The sequence below is a fragment of the Cypionkella sp. genome (assembly GCF_028290025.1).
In the GTDB taxonomy this organism is placed as follows: domain Bacteria; phylum Pseudomonadota; class Alphaproteobacteria; order Rhodobacterales; family Rhodobacteraceae; genus Cypionkella.
The window spans coordinates 25,004-41,827 of sequence record NZ_JAQGKQ010000092.1 but is presented as its reverse complement, the minus strand read 5'-3'; the positions used below and the strand labels follow the sequence as shown (position 1 = coordinate 41,827).

Here is a 16,824-nt window from a genome sequence, read left to right as displayed (position 1 = left end):
ATTTGTTATGTAAGGAGACAGCGACATGGCTGACGAATATCGCACGCCGCCCCAACGCGACGTTAACATCAACAACTCCAAGCCTGCCAACAACCTGCCGCTTATCATCGGTGGGATCGTGGTGGTTATCGCTCTGGTCTTGTGGTTTGTTTTTGGCAACAGCACGCCGATGGGAACGGCCACTACCGACGGCTCGACTGAAAACGGCTCGACAAATTCGGGGTCCGTTGACACCTCGCCAGACGCTGGCGCTCCGGCTACGGTTGACACGGCACCGACTGCAACTGCTCCGGCAGACACCGGCTCGGCAACTGCGCCAACCGAAACTGCACCAACAGCGCCTGCTGATACTGCTCCGGCAACCACAACACCTGCCGCTCCCGCAACCAACCCGTAACTTTTCGGGCCTGCGGGCTATATCTCAGATCACACTTTTGGGCGGGCATCTTAGGGTGCCCGCCCTTTTGTCGTTTTCGCGGACTGTCGGGCCTGCGCTTTTTACGAAAAATTCGCCAAAAGGGATGACGCTATGCTGATTCTGGAATGTCCGTATTGCGGCGTCAAAGCCGAGGAAACTGAGCTTACGCCGGGATACGAGGCGCATTTGAAGCGGTTCGGGCCGGGGGCGTCGGACACCGAGTTCGAAGATTACATGTTCGCGCGGAAGAACCCCAAAGGCGTGCATTTTGAGCGTTGGCGGCATGTTTACGGCTGTGGCAAATGGTTTTTGGCGGCGCGGGATACGGCGACGCTAGAGGTGTTCGGCACCTATGCGGCGCAATCTTCGACGCCTCCTGCTGATCTGCAAGACAAGATTAAGGCCAAGCGGCCGGACTGGAATGGTTACAAATGAGCACCCGGTTATCCAAAGGCGGCCGTCTGATCGACCGCTCGGCTCCGCAAGAGTTTTCGTTTAACGGCAAGAGGTTGCGCGGGCTTTCGGGGGATACTCTGGCGGCGGCGCTGCTGGCGAATGACCAGATGTTGCTGGGCCGCAGTTTCAAATATCACCGCCCGCGTGGGCTGGTGGCGGCGGGGCCGGAAGAACCCAACGCAATCGTCGGTTTGGGTCGTGATGGTCGGTTTGAGCCGAACCAGCGCGTGACTACGACCGAGTTGTTCGACGGGCTGGAGGCGGCGAGCCAGAACCACTGGCCTTCGCTGGAGTTCGACGTGGGGGTGATTAACAACACCCTCGCAAGGTTTTTGCCGGGTGGGTTTTACTACAAAACCTTCATGTGGCCGCGGGCTGCGTGGAAGCATGTGTTTGAGCCGATCATTCGGCGCTCGGCTGGGCTTGGGAAAGCGCCGACCGCGCGGGATGCGGATCGTTATGAGTACACCTACAGCTTTTGCGATGTGCTGGTGATCGGTGGCGGCATTGCGGGTCTGCAAGCGGCGCTGGTGGCGGGGGCTTCGGGCGCTCGGGTGATGTTGCTGGAGCAGTCGGCGCATTGGGGCGGTCGCGCGCCTGTCGATGGCGAGGTGATTGAGGGTCAGCCTGCGGATGTTTGGATTAACTCCACCGTGCAAGCCCTTGCAGCGATGGACAATGTGACGATGCGGCTCCGCACGATGGGTGCCGGGGTTTATGACCACGGCTATGTGCTGGCGGAGGAAAAGATCTCCGATACGACGCCGGGTGATGGGCGGCCGAAGCATCGGTTGTGGCGTATTCGCGCTAGCCAGATCATCACGGCGACGGGGGCTATTGAGCGGCCATTGTCGTTTGCGGGCAATGATATTCCGGGCGTGATGCTGGCGGGGTCGGTGCGCGATTATGTGGTGAATTACGCGGTAAGCCCGGGTGATCGCACGGTTGTTGTCACCAACAATGATGATGCGTACCGGACGGCGATTGCGCTGAAGCAGGCGGGGCTGGCGGTGCCTTGTATTGTTGATGCTCGGGCTTCGGTGACGGGCGATCTGCCTGCGAAAGCGCGCGCGATGGGGATACGCATTGAGGCTGGTCGCGCGATTGCCAAGGTTAAGGGCGGCAAGCGAGTCTCGGGTGTGTCGCTTTGTGTGCAAGCTGGCGAAGGCGCTGTTTTGGAGGAAATTTCCTGCGATGCAGTGGCGATGTCGGGGGGGTGGTCTCCGGTGGTTCACTTGTGGAGCCATTGCGGCGGCAAGCTGATCTGGGACAAGACCCACGCGCATTTCCGGCCTGATGCGGCTCGTCCGCCGACTGGCGCGGATGGTTTGGCGATGGTGGTGCCGGTGGGTAATGCCAATGGTGCGATGACGGCGGCTGACGTGTTGGTCGATGCGGCCAAGGGTGGCCAAGCGGCGGCGATGGCTGCCGGGTTCACGGTGGAAGCTGTGGCTGCGGTGGCCGATGCGGTGTCTGAGGCGGATATGGAGGCCGTCTGGATCATGCCGCAGGGGGCTGGGCCTGCGTTGAAGGCTAAGATGTGGCTGGATTATCAGAACGATGTGAAGGTTTCTGACGTGCAACTGGCTGCGCGTGAGGGGTATTCCTCGGTTGAGCATACCAAGCGGTATACGACTTTGGGCATGGCTACAGATCAGGGTAAGTTGAGCAATATCAACGGGCTGGCGGTGTTAGCTGATGCGTTGCATGAAGAAATACCGCAGGTTGGCACCACGACGTTCCGGCCGCCTTACGCTCCGGTGACTTTGGGGGCTTTGGCTGGCGAGTCGCGGGGGGATATATTCCAACCTTTGCGCAAGACGCCGATGCACGCGTGGCATGAGAAAAACCACGCGTATTTTGAGCCGGTTGGGCTGTGGCGCAGGCCGTATACTTTCCCGCGTCCGGGTGAAAATCACGAGCAATCGGTGCATCGTGAGGTGTTGAATACGCGGAGTAATTTGGGGCTGCTCGATGCCTCTACCCTCGGTAAGATCATCGTCAAAGGTCCGGATGCGGGGAAGTTCCTGGACATGCTTTACACTGGCGTGATGAGCACTTTGCCGGTCGGCAAGTGCCGTTATGGGCTGATGTGTACCGAGCAGGGCTTTCTGTCGGACGACGGTGTTGTGGCGCGGATTGATGCGGATACCTGGCTTTGCCATACGACCTCGGGCGGCGCGGACCGTATTCATGCTTGGATGGAGGATTGGCTGCAATGTGAGTGGTGGGATTGGCAGGTATATACCGCCAATGTGACGGAACAACTGGCGCAGATCGCGGTTGTCGGGCCAAACGCTCGGAAATTGCTGGAGAAAATGGGCGGTATGGATGTGTCGAAAGAGACACTGCCGTTCATGCAATGGGCTGATGGCACGTTGGGTGGTTTCCCGGTGCGGATTTACCGGATCAGTTTCTCGGGCGAATTGTCTTACGAAGTAGCAGTTCCGGCGAGCATGGGGCTGGCGTTTTGGGAAGCCCTGCATACGGCTGGCGCTGAGTTTGGCGCGATGGGTTATGGCACCGAAGCACTGCATATCATGCGGGCCGAAAAGGGCTTTATCATGATCGGCGACGAGACGGACGGCACGATTATTCCGCAGGATTTGAACCTCGGCTGGGCGATCTCGAAGAAGAAGGCGGATTTCCTCGGCAAACGTGGGCAGGAGCGCAATTTCTTGGCAAGCCCTGACCGTTGGAAGCTGGCCGGGTTTGAGACTTTGGACGGCTCGGTTATTCAGGACGGCGCTTATATTCCGTCGGCTGGGAAGAATGCGAACGGGCAGGGCAACACGCAAGGCCGGGTGACCTCGACCTATCATTCGCCGACGTTAAAGCGCGGTATTGCGATGGGATTGATCAAGGGTGGCATGGATCGGCTGGGCGATGTGGTGGAGTTTACCACGATCACCGGCGGGGTTGTGAAGGCCAAAGTGGTCGATCCGGTATTTTATGACAAAGACGGGGAGAAGCAAAATGTCTAATGTGGTCAGTGCGTTGGGACAGGTTGCTTTCGACGGCTTTGCGAAGGTGCGTGAGATTGGCCCGGTTGGGATGATCTCATTGCGGGCGAAGTCTGATCTGCCGGGGTTGGCTGCGGCTATCCTGGCGGCGGTGGGTCTGGGCGTTCCGGGTCAGCGCCAGATTGAGATTGCGGGCGATAAGGCGGCTGGCTGGATGAGCCCGGACGAATATCTGCTGCTGCTGCCGTATGCGGAAACCAATGCGGCGCTGGCGGCGATTGCCGAGGCGCTGGCCGGTCAGCATCATCTTGCGGTGACTTTGTCGGATGCCCGCGCGGTGTTTCGTGTCGAAGGCGCAAAGGCCGATCAGGTTTTGGCCAAGCTTTCGCCAGTGGATTTCGCGACTTTGGGGCCGAAAGAGCTGCGCCGGACAAGGGCGGCTCAGGTGGCTGCGGCGTTCTGGAAAGACGGCGACGGTTATACGGTTGTCTGCTTCCGCTCGGTCGCGGGGTATATGATGGGTCTGCTGAGCCATTCCGCGACGAAGGGCAGTGAAGTTTATTGAGGAAAATCAGTAAATTAATGCCTTGACGTCGATACACCCGCTGCGCTCTGGTAGGCGCATGTATTATAGGGATCGGCCAGATGGCATTTCGTGGAATGGGTTTTGCTGTTGCGACAGCGATGGTAATGAGTGCGACGGCGGTTTTCGCCAAGCCGGTGGTATATGATTGCAAACCGGAGAAAGGTCGCAGGGATTCCGTTATTCAGCCCGAATATGTGATCTCGTACGATAAAGCCTCGGGTGAGGTGTTGGTCAATGATCCGATCATCATGGACACGGTAGGCAAACCAATTCAGGGCAAGTTGCAGTCGGAAAGCGACGTGCGCACGGTGTTCGACTGGCGGCTTAAATCGCTGAAAGGCCCAACCGACACGACTTCTTGGCAATTTCGCGCTCGGATCAAGGCAGATGGCAAGCTTTCGCTGTCGGTGACGCCCGTGGGCTATGATAACCAATTCTCCAGCGAGGGGCATTGCACTGTTCAAAAGTGAGGCTCGGCAATAAGGCGTGCAAGAAGTAGCAAATGCCAAGGCTTGCTCTTGACCTTCGCGGCGCAAAGCCACTTATAGAGCGTAACGCACATCTGAACAGGAGTTACTCCGATGGCATTTACCCTTCCCGATCTTCCCTATGCGCATGACGCGCTGGCGTCGCTTGGCATGTCTAAAGAGACGCTGGAATTCCACCACGACATTCACCACAAAGCCTATGTCGATAACGGCAACAAGCTGATTGCTGGCACCGAATGGGAATCCAAGTCTCTGGAAGATATCGTTAAAGGCACTTATGTGGCCGGTTCGGTGGCGCAGAGCGGCATCTTCAACAATGCGAGCCAGCATTGGAATCACACCCATTTCTGGGAGGTGATGGGGCCGGGCGAGTCGAAGGCTATGCCGGGAGCTTTGGAGACTGCGTTGAAGGAAAGCTTCTTCTCGATCGACAAGTTCAAAGAAGATTTCGCAGCGGCGGGCGCGGGTCAGTTTGGTTCGGGCTGGGCTTGGCTGGTGAAGGATACAGACGGCAGCTTGAAGATCACCAAGACCGAAAATGGCGTCAATCCGCTGTGCTTTGGTCAGACTGCATTGCTCGGCTGCGATGTTTGGGAACACTCCTACTACATCGACTTCCGCAACAAACGTCCGGCTTATCTGTCGAACTTCCTTGAGAAGTTGGTGAACTGGGAAGCGGTTGCGGCCAAGCTGTAACTGCCGACCGGCGATGCTCTCGCGTCGAGGATTTTTGAAGGGCCTGCTGGGGGGAACTCTGGCAGGCTTTTTCGTGGGCGGCTATGCAGTGGCTGAGGCGGCTTGGCAGTTGCGGGTGCAAAATTGGGCTGTGCAGCCGCCGGGGTGGCGGCGCGGTCAGCGCTTGCGGATTGCGATGGTCGCGGATTTGCACGCCTGCGGCTTTGGCATGGATGAGGGCCGCGTGGCGCAAGTGGTCGAGGTTGCCAATGCGCAAGGCGCTGACTTGATTGCACTGATGGGCGACTACCGCGCAACGCATAAGTTTCAGCGGCGCATTGTGCCGATTGATGTGGTGGCTCCGATCTTGGCGGGATTGCGGGCGCCGCTTGGGGTTTATGCAGTGACGGGCAACCATGATTGGTGGGACGATCCGCAAGCTTTGGCGCGCAAGGTTGGGCCTTGTCATACACAGCTGGCGTTGGAGGCTGCAGGGATTAAGGTTCTCGCCAATCGCGCGGTGAAGCTGGGGCAGGGTGACACGGCGTTTTGGCTGGGTGGCACCGAGAGCCAATCGTGTTTTCAGCGCAAAAATCGCCGCGATATCATCGGCATGTCAGATGTGCCGGGCGTGGTCGCGCAGATGAGTGGCTACGATCCGGCGATCTTGTTGGCGCATGAGCCTGATCAATTTGTCACCGTGCCGGACCGGGTGGCGCTGACGCTTTCGGGGCATACCCATGGCGGACAGGTACGGTTTGGGCCGTGGGCTCCGGTGGTGCCGTCGCGGTTCGGGCAGCGGTTTGATTATGGGCATTTCCGCGAGGGGATGCGCGATCTGGTGGTGTCGGGCGGCATTGGCTGCTCGGGTCTGCCAATTCGGTTTGGTGTGCCGCCAGAGATTACCGTGGTGGATTTGTCGTAGGCGAGAGGTTGCGAGCTAGGATAGTGCGGTGCGCAAGGCGTTTGTCAGCGCAGGCACGTCGGGAACTGCGGTAAAAAAGCCTTTCACCGATGGATCGGCAAAGCCCTCGGCCACGATGTGATCGAGCAGGGCGATCAGCGGGTTCCAGTAGCCCTCGGAGTTTAAAAGGTAGATCGGCTTGCGGTGAAGCCCGATTTGCGCCCAAGTCAGCACCTCAAAAAACTCATCCAAGCTACCCGCACCGCCGGGCAGCACCACGATGGCGTCAGAGTTGATGAACATCACCTTTTTGCGCTCGTGCATGTCTTCGGTAATCACCAGTTGCGACAGATCGTGTTTGCCACGCTCTGCTCCCATCAGATGCGTTGGGATCACGCCGAAGGTCGGTGCTCCGGCGGTCTGGGCGGCGCGGGCGACTTCGCCCATCAAACCGACATCTCCTGCGCCAAACACCAACCGCCATCCCTCGGCGGCGATGGCTGTGCCGAGCGCGCGGGCGACCGTCACATGGGCAGGATTGAGGCCGGGTCGCGCGCCACAGAAGACACAGATCGAACGAAGCGCACGGGCCATGGGCATATCTATCCGAAAAATGTTGCGTTGACGCCTGATATAGAGGTTCCATAGTAAATAATGAAGGGCCGCAAAACAGGCTTTGAACTTGCGGGGGGAAGCGATGGCTGGCGGGAATGCGTTGAGCGCGGGCGCGCGGATCGGGATTATGACGGCGGGGGCGGCTGTGGTGGCCGTGGCTGGATACTTCGGTTTCGCGCGGGGTCCGGAAGATGCTGTTCCAAAGGCCGTGCAGCCGGTTGCGGTGGTTGCGCCTGCTGCGAAGGTCGCAGGGGTTGAAAGTGCGCCTCTAAAAGCGATTGAGGGCGATGCACCTGTGGCGGCTGTAAAAGATGCAGCGCCCATCGACGCGGGAGCGGCCGATGCAACTGAAATGGCTGCACCGCTGGCGGAGGCTGCGCTTGCGGAAACGAATGCAGCCGATGCGTCTGCGCCAGATGCAGCCCCTGTTGAAGCGGTTGCAAGCGATGCGCCGACTGCGGCACCGTCTGATGCGGTATCGGCTGAAAATGCAGCACCGAATGCGGTTACTGACGCAGCCGCGCCGCCGAGCTTTGACGTGGTGCGGGTGGCACCTGACGGGGCTGCGACCGTGGCGGGGGCGGCTGCTCCGGGGGCTGCGGTGTCGTTGCAGGTAGACGGAGTTGAGATCGCCAAGGCTGTCGCGAACGGGCAGGGCAAATTTGCCGCGTTGTTTGAGGTGAGCCCCAGCCCGGTGGCACGCATGTTGTCGTTGCAGGCCGTTGGCCTAGACGGCGTTGCGCTAAACGGGGTTGAGACTGTGGCGCTGGCCCCGACGGACGTGCCGGAGCTTGGTTCTGCGACTGGATCTGCGGATATGTTGCAGGCTCCGGCGGCGGTGCTGATTGCGCCTGACGGGGTGAAGGTTTTGCAGCCTGCGGGCGATGTGCCTGCCGAGGTTGCAGCAAATGTCGCGGTTGAGACGATCAGCTATGCGCCCGATGGTGCGGTGATGTTGGGCGGACGTGCGCAAGGGTTGGCAGCGCTACGGGTGTATTTGGATGGCACGGCGGTGGCTGATGTTGCGGCGGGCTCGGATGGGGCTTGGGCTGCGACGTTGCAGGATGTGGCGGCGGGCATTTATACGTTGCGGGTCGATCAACTGGCACCGGACGGCAGCGTGACCTCACGGTTTGAAACTCCGTTCAAACGCGAAACGTTGGAGGCTTTGGCTGCGGCCTCGGGTGCGGCTGCCGAGCCTGCGGAGATGATCGCTGTGGCTCCGGCTGTTGGAGATGCGCCTGCGGAGGCTGAGGCTTCGGGGGCAGACGCTATGGATTTGGCCGATATTGCTGCGACAGATGTGGTGCCGATGATCGGACCAGCCGCTGATGTAAGCGAAGCTGCACCAAAGGCGGCTGACGCGGATGTGGCGAAGGCTGCGTTGGTGACGGTCACGGTGCAGCCGGGTTACACTCTGTGGGGGATCGCGCAGCAAAACTTTGGTAACGGCGTGATGTATGTTCAGGTGTTCGAGGCCAACCGCGACAAGATAAAGGATGCCGATCTGATCTATCCGGGCCAAGTCTTTACGATACCTAAGGCGGAGTAGTTAGGGCAGAATCCGCAGGGCGCACGTGGTTTTTCGCGTGCGGGCGCGGGCGATTAAACGCCACATCTGGAGTGACTTATCTTGGAGTTCGGTCTGATCGCGAAATCGCATCAGCCAATTTTCCAATGATCAGCATCGGCCCAGGTGGTACGCGCGAGAGCGACGCCGGTTGGATTGGTCTTGTTGGCCGTCGCTCGCTGACGTTTCCCTGCCCCATGTCATTGAACAACCCGAGCGTAGGGAATAAGTGGCTTTCGACAATGCGGGTTGGCGATCTGGCTGATCTGGGGACAAGGGACGCGAAGATGCGTAAGGCGACGATCAAGGCCACAAAGACCGCAGACAACGACGGCCACGCCGGGGGTTGGGCGACGATGAAGCGGGTGGCACCTTATCTTTGGCCAGCGGGTGAGACTGCGGTGAAGGTGCGGGTCGTGCTGGCTTTGCTGTTCCTGCTGGGGGCAAAGCTGATCTCTATCACCATGCCGTTCATGTATAAGCAGGCGGTGGATGCTTTGGTTGGGCGCACGCCGGATGCGGCGACTGTGCTCGGGCTTGGCGCGATTGGGCTGACGGTGGCTTACGGGCTGGCGCGGTTCGGCTCGGTGGCGTTTGGCGAGTTTCGCGATTGGGTGTTCGTGCGGGTCGGTCAACGGGCGTTGCGCAAGCTGGCGCTGGAGACGTTCACGCATATTCACCGGTTGTCGATGCGCTACCACATCACGCGCAAAACCGGGGGTCTGAGCCGGGTGATTGAGCGCGGGGTGAAGGGCGTCGATTTCCTGTTGCGCTTCATGTTGCTGTCTATCGGGCCGCTGATTTTGGAATTGTCGTTGGTGTCCATCATCTTCGCGCTGTATTTCGGCTGGCAGTATGCTGTGGTCGTGATGGTGACGATTGCGATCTATATCACCTACACGTTCATGGTCACCGAATGGCGGGTCGAGATTCGCCGTAAGATGAACGAGCAGGATACCGACGCCAATCAGAAGGCGATTGACAGCCTGCTCAACTTTGAAACCGTGAAATATTTCAACGCCGAGGCTTTGGAAGCGGCGCGTTATGATGCGGCGATGGCGGGTTATGAAGGCTTCGCGGTGCGCACCGGGCAAAGTCTGTCGGTGCTGAATATGGGGCAAAGCTTTATCATCACCACCGGGCTCATTTTGGTAATGGTGATGAGCGCTTATGGCGTGGAAGCCGGGCAGTTTACCGTCGGGGATTTTGTGATGGTCAACGCCTATATGGTGCAGATCACCATGCCTTTGGGGTTTCTCGGCACGGTTTACCGCGAGATCAGGCAGGCTTTGGTTGATATGGCGGCGATGTTTCATCTGCTCGGCCAGCCAGAGGAAGTTACTGATAAGGCGGGGGCTGCGGCGTTGCGCGTGACGGGCGGCGAGGTGGTGTTTGACGATGTGCGGTTTGCCTATGATCCGTCGCGGCCTATCCTGAAGGGGATCAGTTTTACGCTGAAACCGGGGCAAAGGTATGCGTTGGTCGGGCCTTCGGGCTCGGGGAAATCTACCATCGGGCGGCTGTTGTTCCGGTTTTATGATGTGACAGGCGGCAGTATTCGGATTGACGGGCAGGACTTGCGCGACATCACGCAGACGAGCCTGCACGGGCTGATCGGTGTGGTGCCGCAGGACACGGTTTTGTTCAATGATACCGTGCATTACAATATCGCTTATGGCCGCGCGGGTGCGACTGAGGCCGAGATTGTTGCAGCTGCGAAGGCGGCGAAGATCCACGATTTCATCATGTCACTGCCGGATGGCTATGCGACCACGGTGGGCGAGCGTGGCTTGAAACTGTCGGGTGGCGAGAAGCAGCGGGTCGGGATTGCGCGGACGTTGTTGAAAAACCCGCCGATCTTGGTGCTGGACGAGGCGACTTCGGCTTTGGACACACAGACCGAGATGAGCATTCAGGAAAGCCTGCGTGAGATGGGGCAGGGCCGCTCGGTCATTACCATTGCGCACAGGCTTTCGACCATTGCCGATGCTGACTGCATTCTGGTGCTGGAGGACGGCGTCGTGACGGAACGCGGCACCCATGACGAGCTGCTGGCGCGTGACGGTAAATATAGCGCGATGTGGGCGCGGCAATCGGCGGATGAAGAAGCGGCAGAGGCGGCTTGAGTATGGCTCTGCCCGTTTCTCGGGTAGGCTTTGGAGAGGTGTCGAGTGCCTCGGCTTCGATTTGGCCGGTCAGTGCTTGGGTTAAGCGGTCGCGGGGCTTGGCAAGTTGCGGGCTTTGCCTGTAAGACAGGCGGCAGCAACCTTGCGCGCGGGCGTGGGGCACGAAAGAGAGGCCAGCGTGAGCAATCCGGACAGCTTTATCAGTGAGGTCACCGACGAGGTGCGCCGCGACCGTCTGTTTGCGATGTTCCGCAAATATGGCTGGATCGGCGGGCTGCTGGTGATCGGCGTGGTGGGCGGTGCGGCCTATACCGAGTGGAGCAAGGCACGTGAAGCGGCGCGCGCGCAAAGCTTCGGCGATGCGATGCTGGATGCGGTTGACCTCGGCGCGCCGGAAGATCGCGCCGAAGCGATCGCAAGCGTGCCTGCGGATGAAGGTCAGGTGGCGCTGAAGCAGTTGATGCTGGCGACTGATGCGGGCAGCGACAAGGCGGCGGCGTTGAAGGCTTTGGATGTGCTGATCGCTGATCAGGCGCAGCCGCAGATTTACCGCGATCTCGCGACCTTGCGCCGGGTGATGCTGGTCGGCAAAGATCAACCCATTGCAGACCGTCGCGCGGCGCTCGAGTCGATTGCGGTGCCGGGGCGGGCGTTTCGGACTTTGGCCGCCGAGCAGTTGGCGTATCTGCTGGTTGAAGACGGCAAGACTGACGAGGCGATTGCAGCACTGGCCGCGCTGATGCAGGATCAGGATGCACCGCAAGGTATGCGGCAGCGCGCTGGACAGATGATTACGGCTTTGGGCGGCACTCCGCCCGAAACCGTGCCTGCGGCGGGTGCTGCGGCTGACCTCGGCGTGGATGCGGGTTAAGGCGGCCTGATGGGGTGCGCAAGCACCTGCGGCAAGACTGTGAAGAATGTGGGAGCCTCGGGCGTGATGAACAGCGGCAAGATCGGGATGGCGGGGCTGATGCTGTGCATCGGGCTGGCGGGATGCGAAAAAGACGTGATCCTGCAAGGGGAACGCTTCCCGGTGCGCACGCCGCTTGAGGATTCAATTGCGGTTGAAGGGCAGGCTGCGCCGGTAGCGCCCTCGGATCGGCCTGCGAATTTCTCGGTGCCGATCTCGCTGCCCGCGGCTTCGGCCAACGCGGAATGGAGCCATCGCGGTGGCAATGCCCGTCATGCGTCCGGCAACGGCGCGTTGTCGGCCAATCCGGCACGGGTGTTCAGCGTCAACATTGGCGCAGGCGACAGCAAACGCGCGCGTATCGCAGCCTCGCCAGTGGTGTCTGGCGGTCGGGTCTTCACAATGGACGCGGCAGAGCGGGTGTCGGCTGTCTCGACGGGCGGTGCGCCGCTGTGGACCGCCAGTATCGCGCCCGAGTCGGGTGAGGGCAGTTCCGTGGTTGGCGGCGGTTTGGCCGCACAGGGCAACCGGGTTTATGCGACCTCGGGCTACGGCGAGTTGGTGGCACTGGATGCCAGCACTGGCGGCATTGCGTGGCGGCAACGCTTTGACAGCCCGCTGACCGGCGCACCCACCGTTTCAGGCAATGTGGTTTATGCGATCGGCCGCGATGGCTCGGCTTTAGCGGTATCCGCCGATACCGGGCGTCAGGTCTGGCAACAGCCGGGTGCGCCGAATGCCAGCGGTATGGTCGGCTCGGCCTCGGTTGGCTTGGGCGACAATGAAGCGGTGTTGCCATTTGCCAGCGGCCAAATCTCGGCAGTGCAGGCGGCTTCGGGCGATCCGGTGTGGAACGCAGGCGTCTCTGGGCAACGGTTGGGGCGCAGTTATGCCGCTATGGGCGATGTGACGGGTGATCCGGTCATCGTCGGCAACACGGTTTATCTTGGTACGGCGGCTGGCCGCACGGTGGCGATTGATATGACCACGGGCGCGCGGATTTGGACGGCTAACGAGGGCGCGTTGAATCCGCCGCTGGTGGCTGGTGGTTCGGTGTTTGTGGTCAATGATGAGGCGCGTTTGGTGCGGCTTGATGCCGCCACCGGTCAGGTGATCTGGTCGGTTGAGATGCCATATTACGTCAAGGCCAAGCCGAAGAAGCGCCAAGCGATCTACGCGCATTACGGGCCAGTGCTGGCGGGTGGGCGGATTGTGGTGGCATCGTCCGATGGCAGCTTGCGCGGCTTTGATCCGACCAATGGCAACATGGTTTACAGCGTCGAGATACCCGGCGGTGCCGCCTCTGCCCCGGCTTTGGCGCAAGGATTGCTGTTCGTGGTGGGTGGAAACGGCCAACTTCACGCTTTCCGTTAAGCGCGCTCCCGTGTATGGGAGCAGCTTAGTTATAGCCGGACGCCTGAAATGAGCTTTACCCTTGCCATCGTCGGTCGCCCCAATGTGGGCAAATCGACACTTTTTAACCGCCTTGTCGGGCGCAAACTGGCGTTGGTCGATGACCAACCCGGTGTGACGCGCGATTTGCGTGAGGGTGACGCCAAGCTTTTAGACCTGCGCTTTACCGTGATCGACACGGCGGGCTTGGAAGAAATCACCGACGATTCTTTGCAAGGGCGGATGCGGCGGTTAACCGAGCGTGCGGTGGATATGGCCGATGTCAGCTTGTTCGTGATTGATGGCCGTATGGGCGTGACGCCTTCGGATGAAATTTTCGCCGACATCCTGCGCAAAAAAGGCGCGCGGGTGATCTTGGCGGTGAACAAGTCGGAAGGTAGCGCCGGCGATGCTGGGGCTATTGAGGGCTGGGCTTTGGGTCTGGGCGAGCCTTTGCGGATTTCTGCTGAGCACGGCGAGGGTATGGACGATCTTTACCGTATGCTGCTGCCGCTTCAGGGTGAATTCGCTGAACGTGAGGCCGAGAATACGCCTGACACCGAAGTTGATGTGTCAGAAGAAGAAGCTGAGCTGGAAGAAGACATCGAGGCTTTCCGCCCGACTGCGAAGAAACCGTTGCAGATCGCGGTGATCGGTCGCCCGAATGCTGGCAAATCAACGCTGATCAACAAGATTTTGGGCTATGATCGCCTGCTGACCGGGCCGGAGCCGGGGATCACCCGCGATGCGATCTCGGTCAAGGCCGACTGGATGGGCACTCCGATCAAGATATTCGACACCGCGGGGATGCGCAAACGCGCGCGGATTAACGAGAAGCTGGAAAAGCTGTCGGTGTCGGATGGTATCCGCGCGGTGCGCTTTGCCGAGGTCGTCGTGGTGTTGCTCGACGTTGATATTCCGTTTGAAGTGCAAGACTTGCGCATCGCCGACTTCGCCGAGACCGAAGGCCGTGCTGTAGTGATTGCGGTGAACAAATGGGATCTTGAGGACGAAAAGCAGGAGAAGCTGGCCGAACTGAAAGAGATGTTTGAGCGTCTGCTGCCGCAGTTGCGCGGCGCGCCGATGATTACCGTTTCGGGCAAAACCGGCCGGGGTCTGGACCGTTTGCACGACGCTATTCTCGCCGCTCATGCGGTATGGAACAAACGTATTCCGACCAACCGTTTGAACACTTGGCTCGGCGCGATGGTCGAATCCCATCCGCCACCCGCGCCGCAAGGCCGCCGCATCAAGCTGCGCTATATGACGCAAGTGAAGCAGCGCCCACCGGGATTCATCGTGATGTGCAGCCACCCGGATGATCTGGCCGACAGCTATCGCCGTTATTTGGTCAACGGCTTGCGCGAGCATTTCGCGATGCCGGGAACGCCGATCAGGATCACCTTTCGGTCGCAGGCGGATAAAAACCCGTTCCGCAATCCGAAGTTCCACACGCCAAGTCGCTTGCGGAAGCACAAGGACAAGAACACCGGGCAGTAGTTTTGCTGCGAAGATCAGAAAAGCCGCTGCTCCGATAAGGGCCAGCGGCTTTGGTGTTTTTGGTGGTCTTACGCTAGGTAGTGGAAAACCTCTCCAGTTCGCTCAAAAACACAAGTCTATCCCCGCGGGGAATATGATTGCGTCATTTGGCCATTGGCCGACGCAGTTGAGCGAGTGTAACCAGCGCCATGATCGTTGCTCCGGCAAGCGCTGCGTAGGCGACAGTTGGGTTCACGCCCCAGTTTTCTACGACAATCCCGATGATCGCCCAGACAATCGTCGCGCCGTAGATCGGCAGGTTTGGGCGCATATTCTGGATGGTAACGGCGATGATCAGCACAGTCGCCAACATTGTCAGCGCCGCGGTGGCGTCTGGCAAAATGCCATAGCCTGCCAAGATAACGCCAGTTGACACAGCCGAGGCCGCCGTCAGCCAGCCCGCGTAAATCGCCAGTGGTGCGGACAACAGCCAGCGGTCTTGTACGGGGTCGGCGATGACATAGGCATAGATCGCCAAGCCTGCCATTGCGATGATCGCCACAGCCGCCGGGATCGGCGAGGCGGCAGCGATTGCCAGCCAGACCGTGCCCAACACCACCGAAAGTGTCAGCGGCACTGCGGGATTTAGGAACGCGCGAACACCCCTGCGCTTGATCAGACCGAACGCGGCATGAGCGATCAGCCACAGGTAAATCAGCCCCCAGATCGCAAAGGCGTAGCCCGCAGGTTGCACGCTCGGATTTTCAATCTGAACCGGAAACTTCGCCGGATCATAGCCTTGGAATGACGGCGTGAAGGTAGGTGCCACCGCAAAAGCAAGCGTGGCGAGAAGCAGGGCGGGCTGGATGACGCGTTTCATAGTAGGGATACGCCTCGCCCCGATTTTCAGTTCATTCTAAAACGCCCGATGCTGCTATTTTTGTCTTCCCGCCAAGATAGTGGTGCAAAACTGCTGGTAACTCCACTGATCCATCCGCCTGCTGACCGTTCTCCAACACCGCGATCAGGCAGCGGCCCACGGCGAGGCCGGACCCGTTTAGGGTGGCGACAAACTCCGGCTTGCCACCGGGCACCTTGAAGCGGGCGTTCATCCGGCGGCCTTGGAATTGGCCGCAGGTGGAAACCGAACTGATTTCGCGGTATTTGTTTTGGCCGGGCAGCCAGGCTTCTAAGTCGTGGGTTTTTTGGCTGCCAAAGCCCATATCGCCGGTGCAGAGCACGATGGTGCGGTAGGGGATTTCAAGTTTCTCAAGGATGGCTTGGGCGCAGTTGGTCATGCGTTCATGCTCGGCGAGGGCTGCGTCTGGGGTGCAGATGGTGACCATCTCAACCTTCTCAAACTGGTGCTGGCGTAGCATCCCGCTGGTATCCTTGCCGGCAGAACCTGCTTCGGAGCGGAAACATTGGGTATGGGCGGTCATGCGGATCGGCAGGGCGGATTCATCCAGCAGATCGCCCGCGACGGTGTTGGTCAGGGTGACTTCCGAGGTTGGGATCAGCCACCAGCCGTTTGTGGTCTGGTAGCTGTCTTCAGCGAATTTTGGCAGCTGGTTGGTGCCGTACATCGCGTCTTCTTTGACGAGAACGGGCGTCCAAGTTTCAAGCAGGCCGTGTTCCTCGATATGGGTGTCGAGCATGAACTGGGCCAGGGCGCGGTGGACTCGTATCACGGCGCCTTTCAGGACGACGAAGCGAGCGCCGGAGAGTTTGGCAGCGGTCTCGAAATCCATGCCGGGTTTGACGCCTGCGATCTCGAAGTGTTCGCGTGGGATGAAGTCGAAATTGCGCGGGCTGCCCCAGCGGCGGATTTCTACGTTGCCGGATTCGTCGGGGCCATCGGGGACTTCATCTAGGGGCAGGTTCGGGATGGTCAGCAGAAGGTCGCGGAGTTGGCGGTCGAGTTGATCGGCCTCCAGCGTCATCGCGGCGGTTTCGGATTTCTTCTCGGCGACGAGGCCGCGCAGGCGGTTAAACTCGGCATCATCGCCGCGGGCTTTGGCAGCGCCTGCTTCTTTCGAGGCAGCGTTTTGCGCGGCGGTGGCGGTTTCGGACGCGAGGATTTTGGCGCGCCGCGCGCTGTCGAGGGTGAGGATTTCTGTTGAGATGCCGGTAAGGCCACGGCGTGCGAGGGCCGCTTCAAAGGCGCTTGGGTTCTCGCGGATGGCGCGGATATCGTGCATGGCTGGCCTCTTGCTATCAGAATGGCCGAGTTATGCCCGAT

15 protein-coding genes are annotated in these 16,824 nt (G+C 59.9%); 12 read left to right on the top strand and 3 right to left on the bottom strand.

What is annotated here, in order from left to right; all coding sequences use genetic code 11:
• Positions 1-25: 25 nt before the first annotated feature.
• From JWS10_RS16315 to JWS10_RS16285, 7 genes are all read left to right on the top strand, one after another.
• A complete protein-coding gene (locus JWS10_RS16315) occupies positions 26-397 on the top strand; it encodes a hypothetical protein (RefSeq protein ID WP_299479276.1) in 372 nt (123 codons plus the stop codon).
• Between the two features lie 132 nt (positions 398-529).
• On the top strand, positions 530-853 hold the full coding sequence (locus JWS10_RS16310) for a sarcosine oxidase subunit delta (protein WP_299508897.1): 324 nt from the start codon (positions 530-532) through the stop codon (positions 851-853).
• Entirely contained in the window at positions 850-3,858 is a 3,009-nt protein-coding gene (locus tag JWS10_RS16305) for a sarcosine oxidase subunit alpha family protein (protein ID WP_299508896.1), read from the top strand. The genes JWS10_RS16310 and JWS10_RS16305 overlap by 4 nt, the downstream gene beginning before the upstream one ends.
• Positions 3,851-4,402: a sarcosine oxidase subunit gamma gene (locus JWS10_RS16300; RefSeq protein WP_299508895.1), complete on the top strand. Its 552-nt coding sequence runs from the start codon at positions 3,851-3,853 to the stop codon at positions 4,400-4,402. Before JWS10_RS16305 ends, JWS10_RS16300 begins: the two co-directional genes overlap by 8 nt.
• A gap of 80 nt (positions 4,403-4,482) precedes the next feature.
• Positions 4,483-4,893 carry a hypothetical protein gene (locus JWS10_RS16295; RefSeq protein WP_299508894.1) on the top strand — a complete coding sequence of 137 codons (411 nt, stop codon included), beginning with the start codon at positions 4,483-4,485 and terminating at the stop codon, positions 4,891-4,893.
• A 111-nt stretch (positions 4,894-5,004) separates the two neighbouring features.
• A complete protein-coding gene (locus tag JWS10_RS16290) occupies positions 5,005-5,607 on the top strand; it encodes a superoxide dismutase (protein WP_299480357.1) in 603 nt (200 codons plus the stop codon).
• A 13-nt stretch (positions 5,608-5,620) separates the two neighbouring features.
• Positions 5,621-6,511 carry a metallophosphoesterase gene (locus tag JWS10_RS16285; protein WP_299508893.1) on the top strand — a complete coding sequence of 297 codons (891 nt, stop codon included), beginning with the start codon at positions 5,621-5,623 and terminating at the stop codon, positions 6,509-6,511.
• Between the two features lie 15 nt (positions 6,512-6,526).
• Here JWS10_RS16285 and JWS10_RS16280 read toward each other — a convergent pair whose 3' ends face one another.
• Positions 6,527-7,090, bottom strand: a complete 564-nt coding sequence (locus tag JWS10_RS16280; protein ID WP_299480362.1) for a TIGR00730 family Rossman fold protein — start codon at positions 7,088-7,090, stop codon at positions 6,527-6,529.
• A 97-nt stretch (positions 7,091-7,187) separates the two neighbouring features.
• Between JWS10_RS16280 and JWS10_RS16275 the strand changes: the two genes are divergently transcribed.
• The 5 genes from JWS10_RS16275 (at position 7,188) to der (ending at position 14,603) form a co-directional block, all read left to right on the top strand.
• Positions 7,188-8,657 carry a LysM peptidoglycan-binding domain-containing protein gene (locus JWS10_RS16275; RefSeq protein ID WP_299508892.1) on the top strand — a complete coding sequence of 490 codons (1,470 nt, stop codon included), beginning with the start codon at positions 7,188-7,190 and terminating at the stop codon, positions 8,655-8,657.
• 305 nt (positions 8,658-8,962) lie between these two features.
• Positions 8,963-10,801, top strand: coding sequence for an ABC transporter ATP-binding protein/permease (locus tag JWS10_RS16270; protein WP_299508891.1), 1,839 nt, complete (start codon positions 8,963-8,965; stop codon positions 10,799-10,801).
• Between the two features lie 178 nt (positions 10,802-10,979).
• A complete protein-coding gene (locus tag JWS10_RS16265) occupies positions 10,980-11,672 on the top strand; it encodes a hypothetical protein (protein ID WP_299479925.1) in 693 nt (230 codons plus the stop codon).
• Between the two features lie 9 nt (positions 11,673-11,681).
• Positions 11,682-13,085: a PQQ-binding-like beta-propeller repeat protein gene (locus JWS10_RS16260; protein ID WP_299508890.1), complete on the top strand. Its 1,404-nt coding sequence runs from the start codon at positions 11,682-11,684 to the stop codon at positions 13,083-13,085.
• 48 nt (positions 13,086-13,133) lie between these two features.
• Entirely contained in the window at positions 13,134-14,603 is a 1,470-nt protein-coding gene (der, locus tag JWS10_RS16255) for a ribosome biogenesis GTPase Der (RefSeq protein WP_299508889.1), read from the top strand.
• Positions 14,604-14,745: 142 nt separating this feature from the next.
• Here the strand turns inward: der and JWS10_RS16250 are convergent, their stop codons facing one another.
• On the bottom strand, positions 14,746-15,462 hold the full coding sequence (locus JWS10_RS16250; protein WP_299508888.1) for a tryptophan-rich sensory protein: 717 nt from the start codon (positions 15,460-15,462) through the stop codon (positions 14,746-14,748).
• A gap of 31 nt (positions 15,463-15,493) precedes the next feature.
• Complete coding sequence (gene serS, locus JWS10_RS16245) at positions 15,494-16,783, bottom strand: serine--tRNA ligase (RefSeq protein WP_299508887.1); 1,290 nt, start codon at positions 16,781-16,783, stop codon at positions 15,494-15,496.
• Positions 16,784-16,824: the final 41 nt, after the last annotated feature.

Excerpts from the sequence above, each read along its gene's own strand:
- JWS10_RS16315 (WP_299479276.1), top strand. The coding sequence starts at position 26 with ATGGCTGACGAATATCGCACGCCGCCCCAACGCGACGTTAACATCAAC.
- JWS10_RS16310 (WP_299508897.1), top strand. The coding sequence starts at position 530 with ATGCTGATTCTGGAATGTCCGTATTGCGGCGTCAAAGCCGAGGAAACT.
- JWS10_RS16305 (WP_299508896.1), top strand. The coding sequence starts at position 850 with ATGAGCACCCGGTTATCCAAAGGCGGCCGTCTGATCGACCGCTCGGCT.
- JWS10_RS16300 (WP_299508895.1), top strand. The coding sequence starts at position 3,851 with ATGTCTAATGTGGTCAGTGCGTTGGGACAGGTTGCTTTCGACGGCTTT.
- JWS10_RS16295 (WP_299508894.1), top strand. The coding sequence starts at position 4,483 with ATGGCATTTCGTGGAATGGGTTTTGCTGTTGCGACAGCGATGGTAATG.
- JWS10_RS16290 (WP_299480357.1), top strand. The coding sequence starts at position 5,005 with ATGGCATTTACCCTTCCCGATCTTCCCTATGCGCATGACGCGCTGGCG.
- JWS10_RS16285 (WP_299508893.1), top strand. The coding sequence starts at position 5,621 with ATGCTCTCGCGTCGAGGATTTTTGAAGGGCCTGCTGGGGGGAACTCTG.
- JWS10_RS16280 (WP_299480362.1), bottom strand. The coding sequence starts at position 7,090 with ATGCCCATGGCCCGTGCGCTTCGTTCGATCTGTGTCTTCTGTGGCGCG.
- JWS10_RS16275 (WP_299508892.1), top strand. The coding sequence starts at position 7,188 with ATGGCTGGCGGGAATGCGTTGAGCGCGGGCGCGCGGATCGGGATTATG.
- JWS10_RS16270 (WP_299508891.1), top strand. The coding sequence starts at position 8,963 with ATGCGTAAGGCGACGATCAAGGCCACAAAGACCGCAGACAACGACGGC.
- JWS10_RS16260 (WP_299508890.1), top strand. The coding sequence starts at position 11,682 with ATGGGGTGCGCAAGCACCTGCGGCAAGACTGTGAAGAATGTGGGAGCC.
- der (WP_299508889.1), top strand. The coding sequence starts at position 13,134 with ATGAGCTTTACCCTTGCCATCGTCGGTCGCCCCAATGTGGGCAAATCG.
- JWS10_RS16250 (WP_299508888.1), bottom strand. The coding sequence starts at position 15,462 with ATGAAACGCGTCATCCAGCCCGCCCTGCTTCTCGCCACGCTTGCTTTT.
- serS (WP_299508887.1), bottom strand. The coding sequence starts at position 16,783 with ATGCACGATATCCGCGCCATCCGCGAGAACCCAAGCGCCTTTGAAGCG.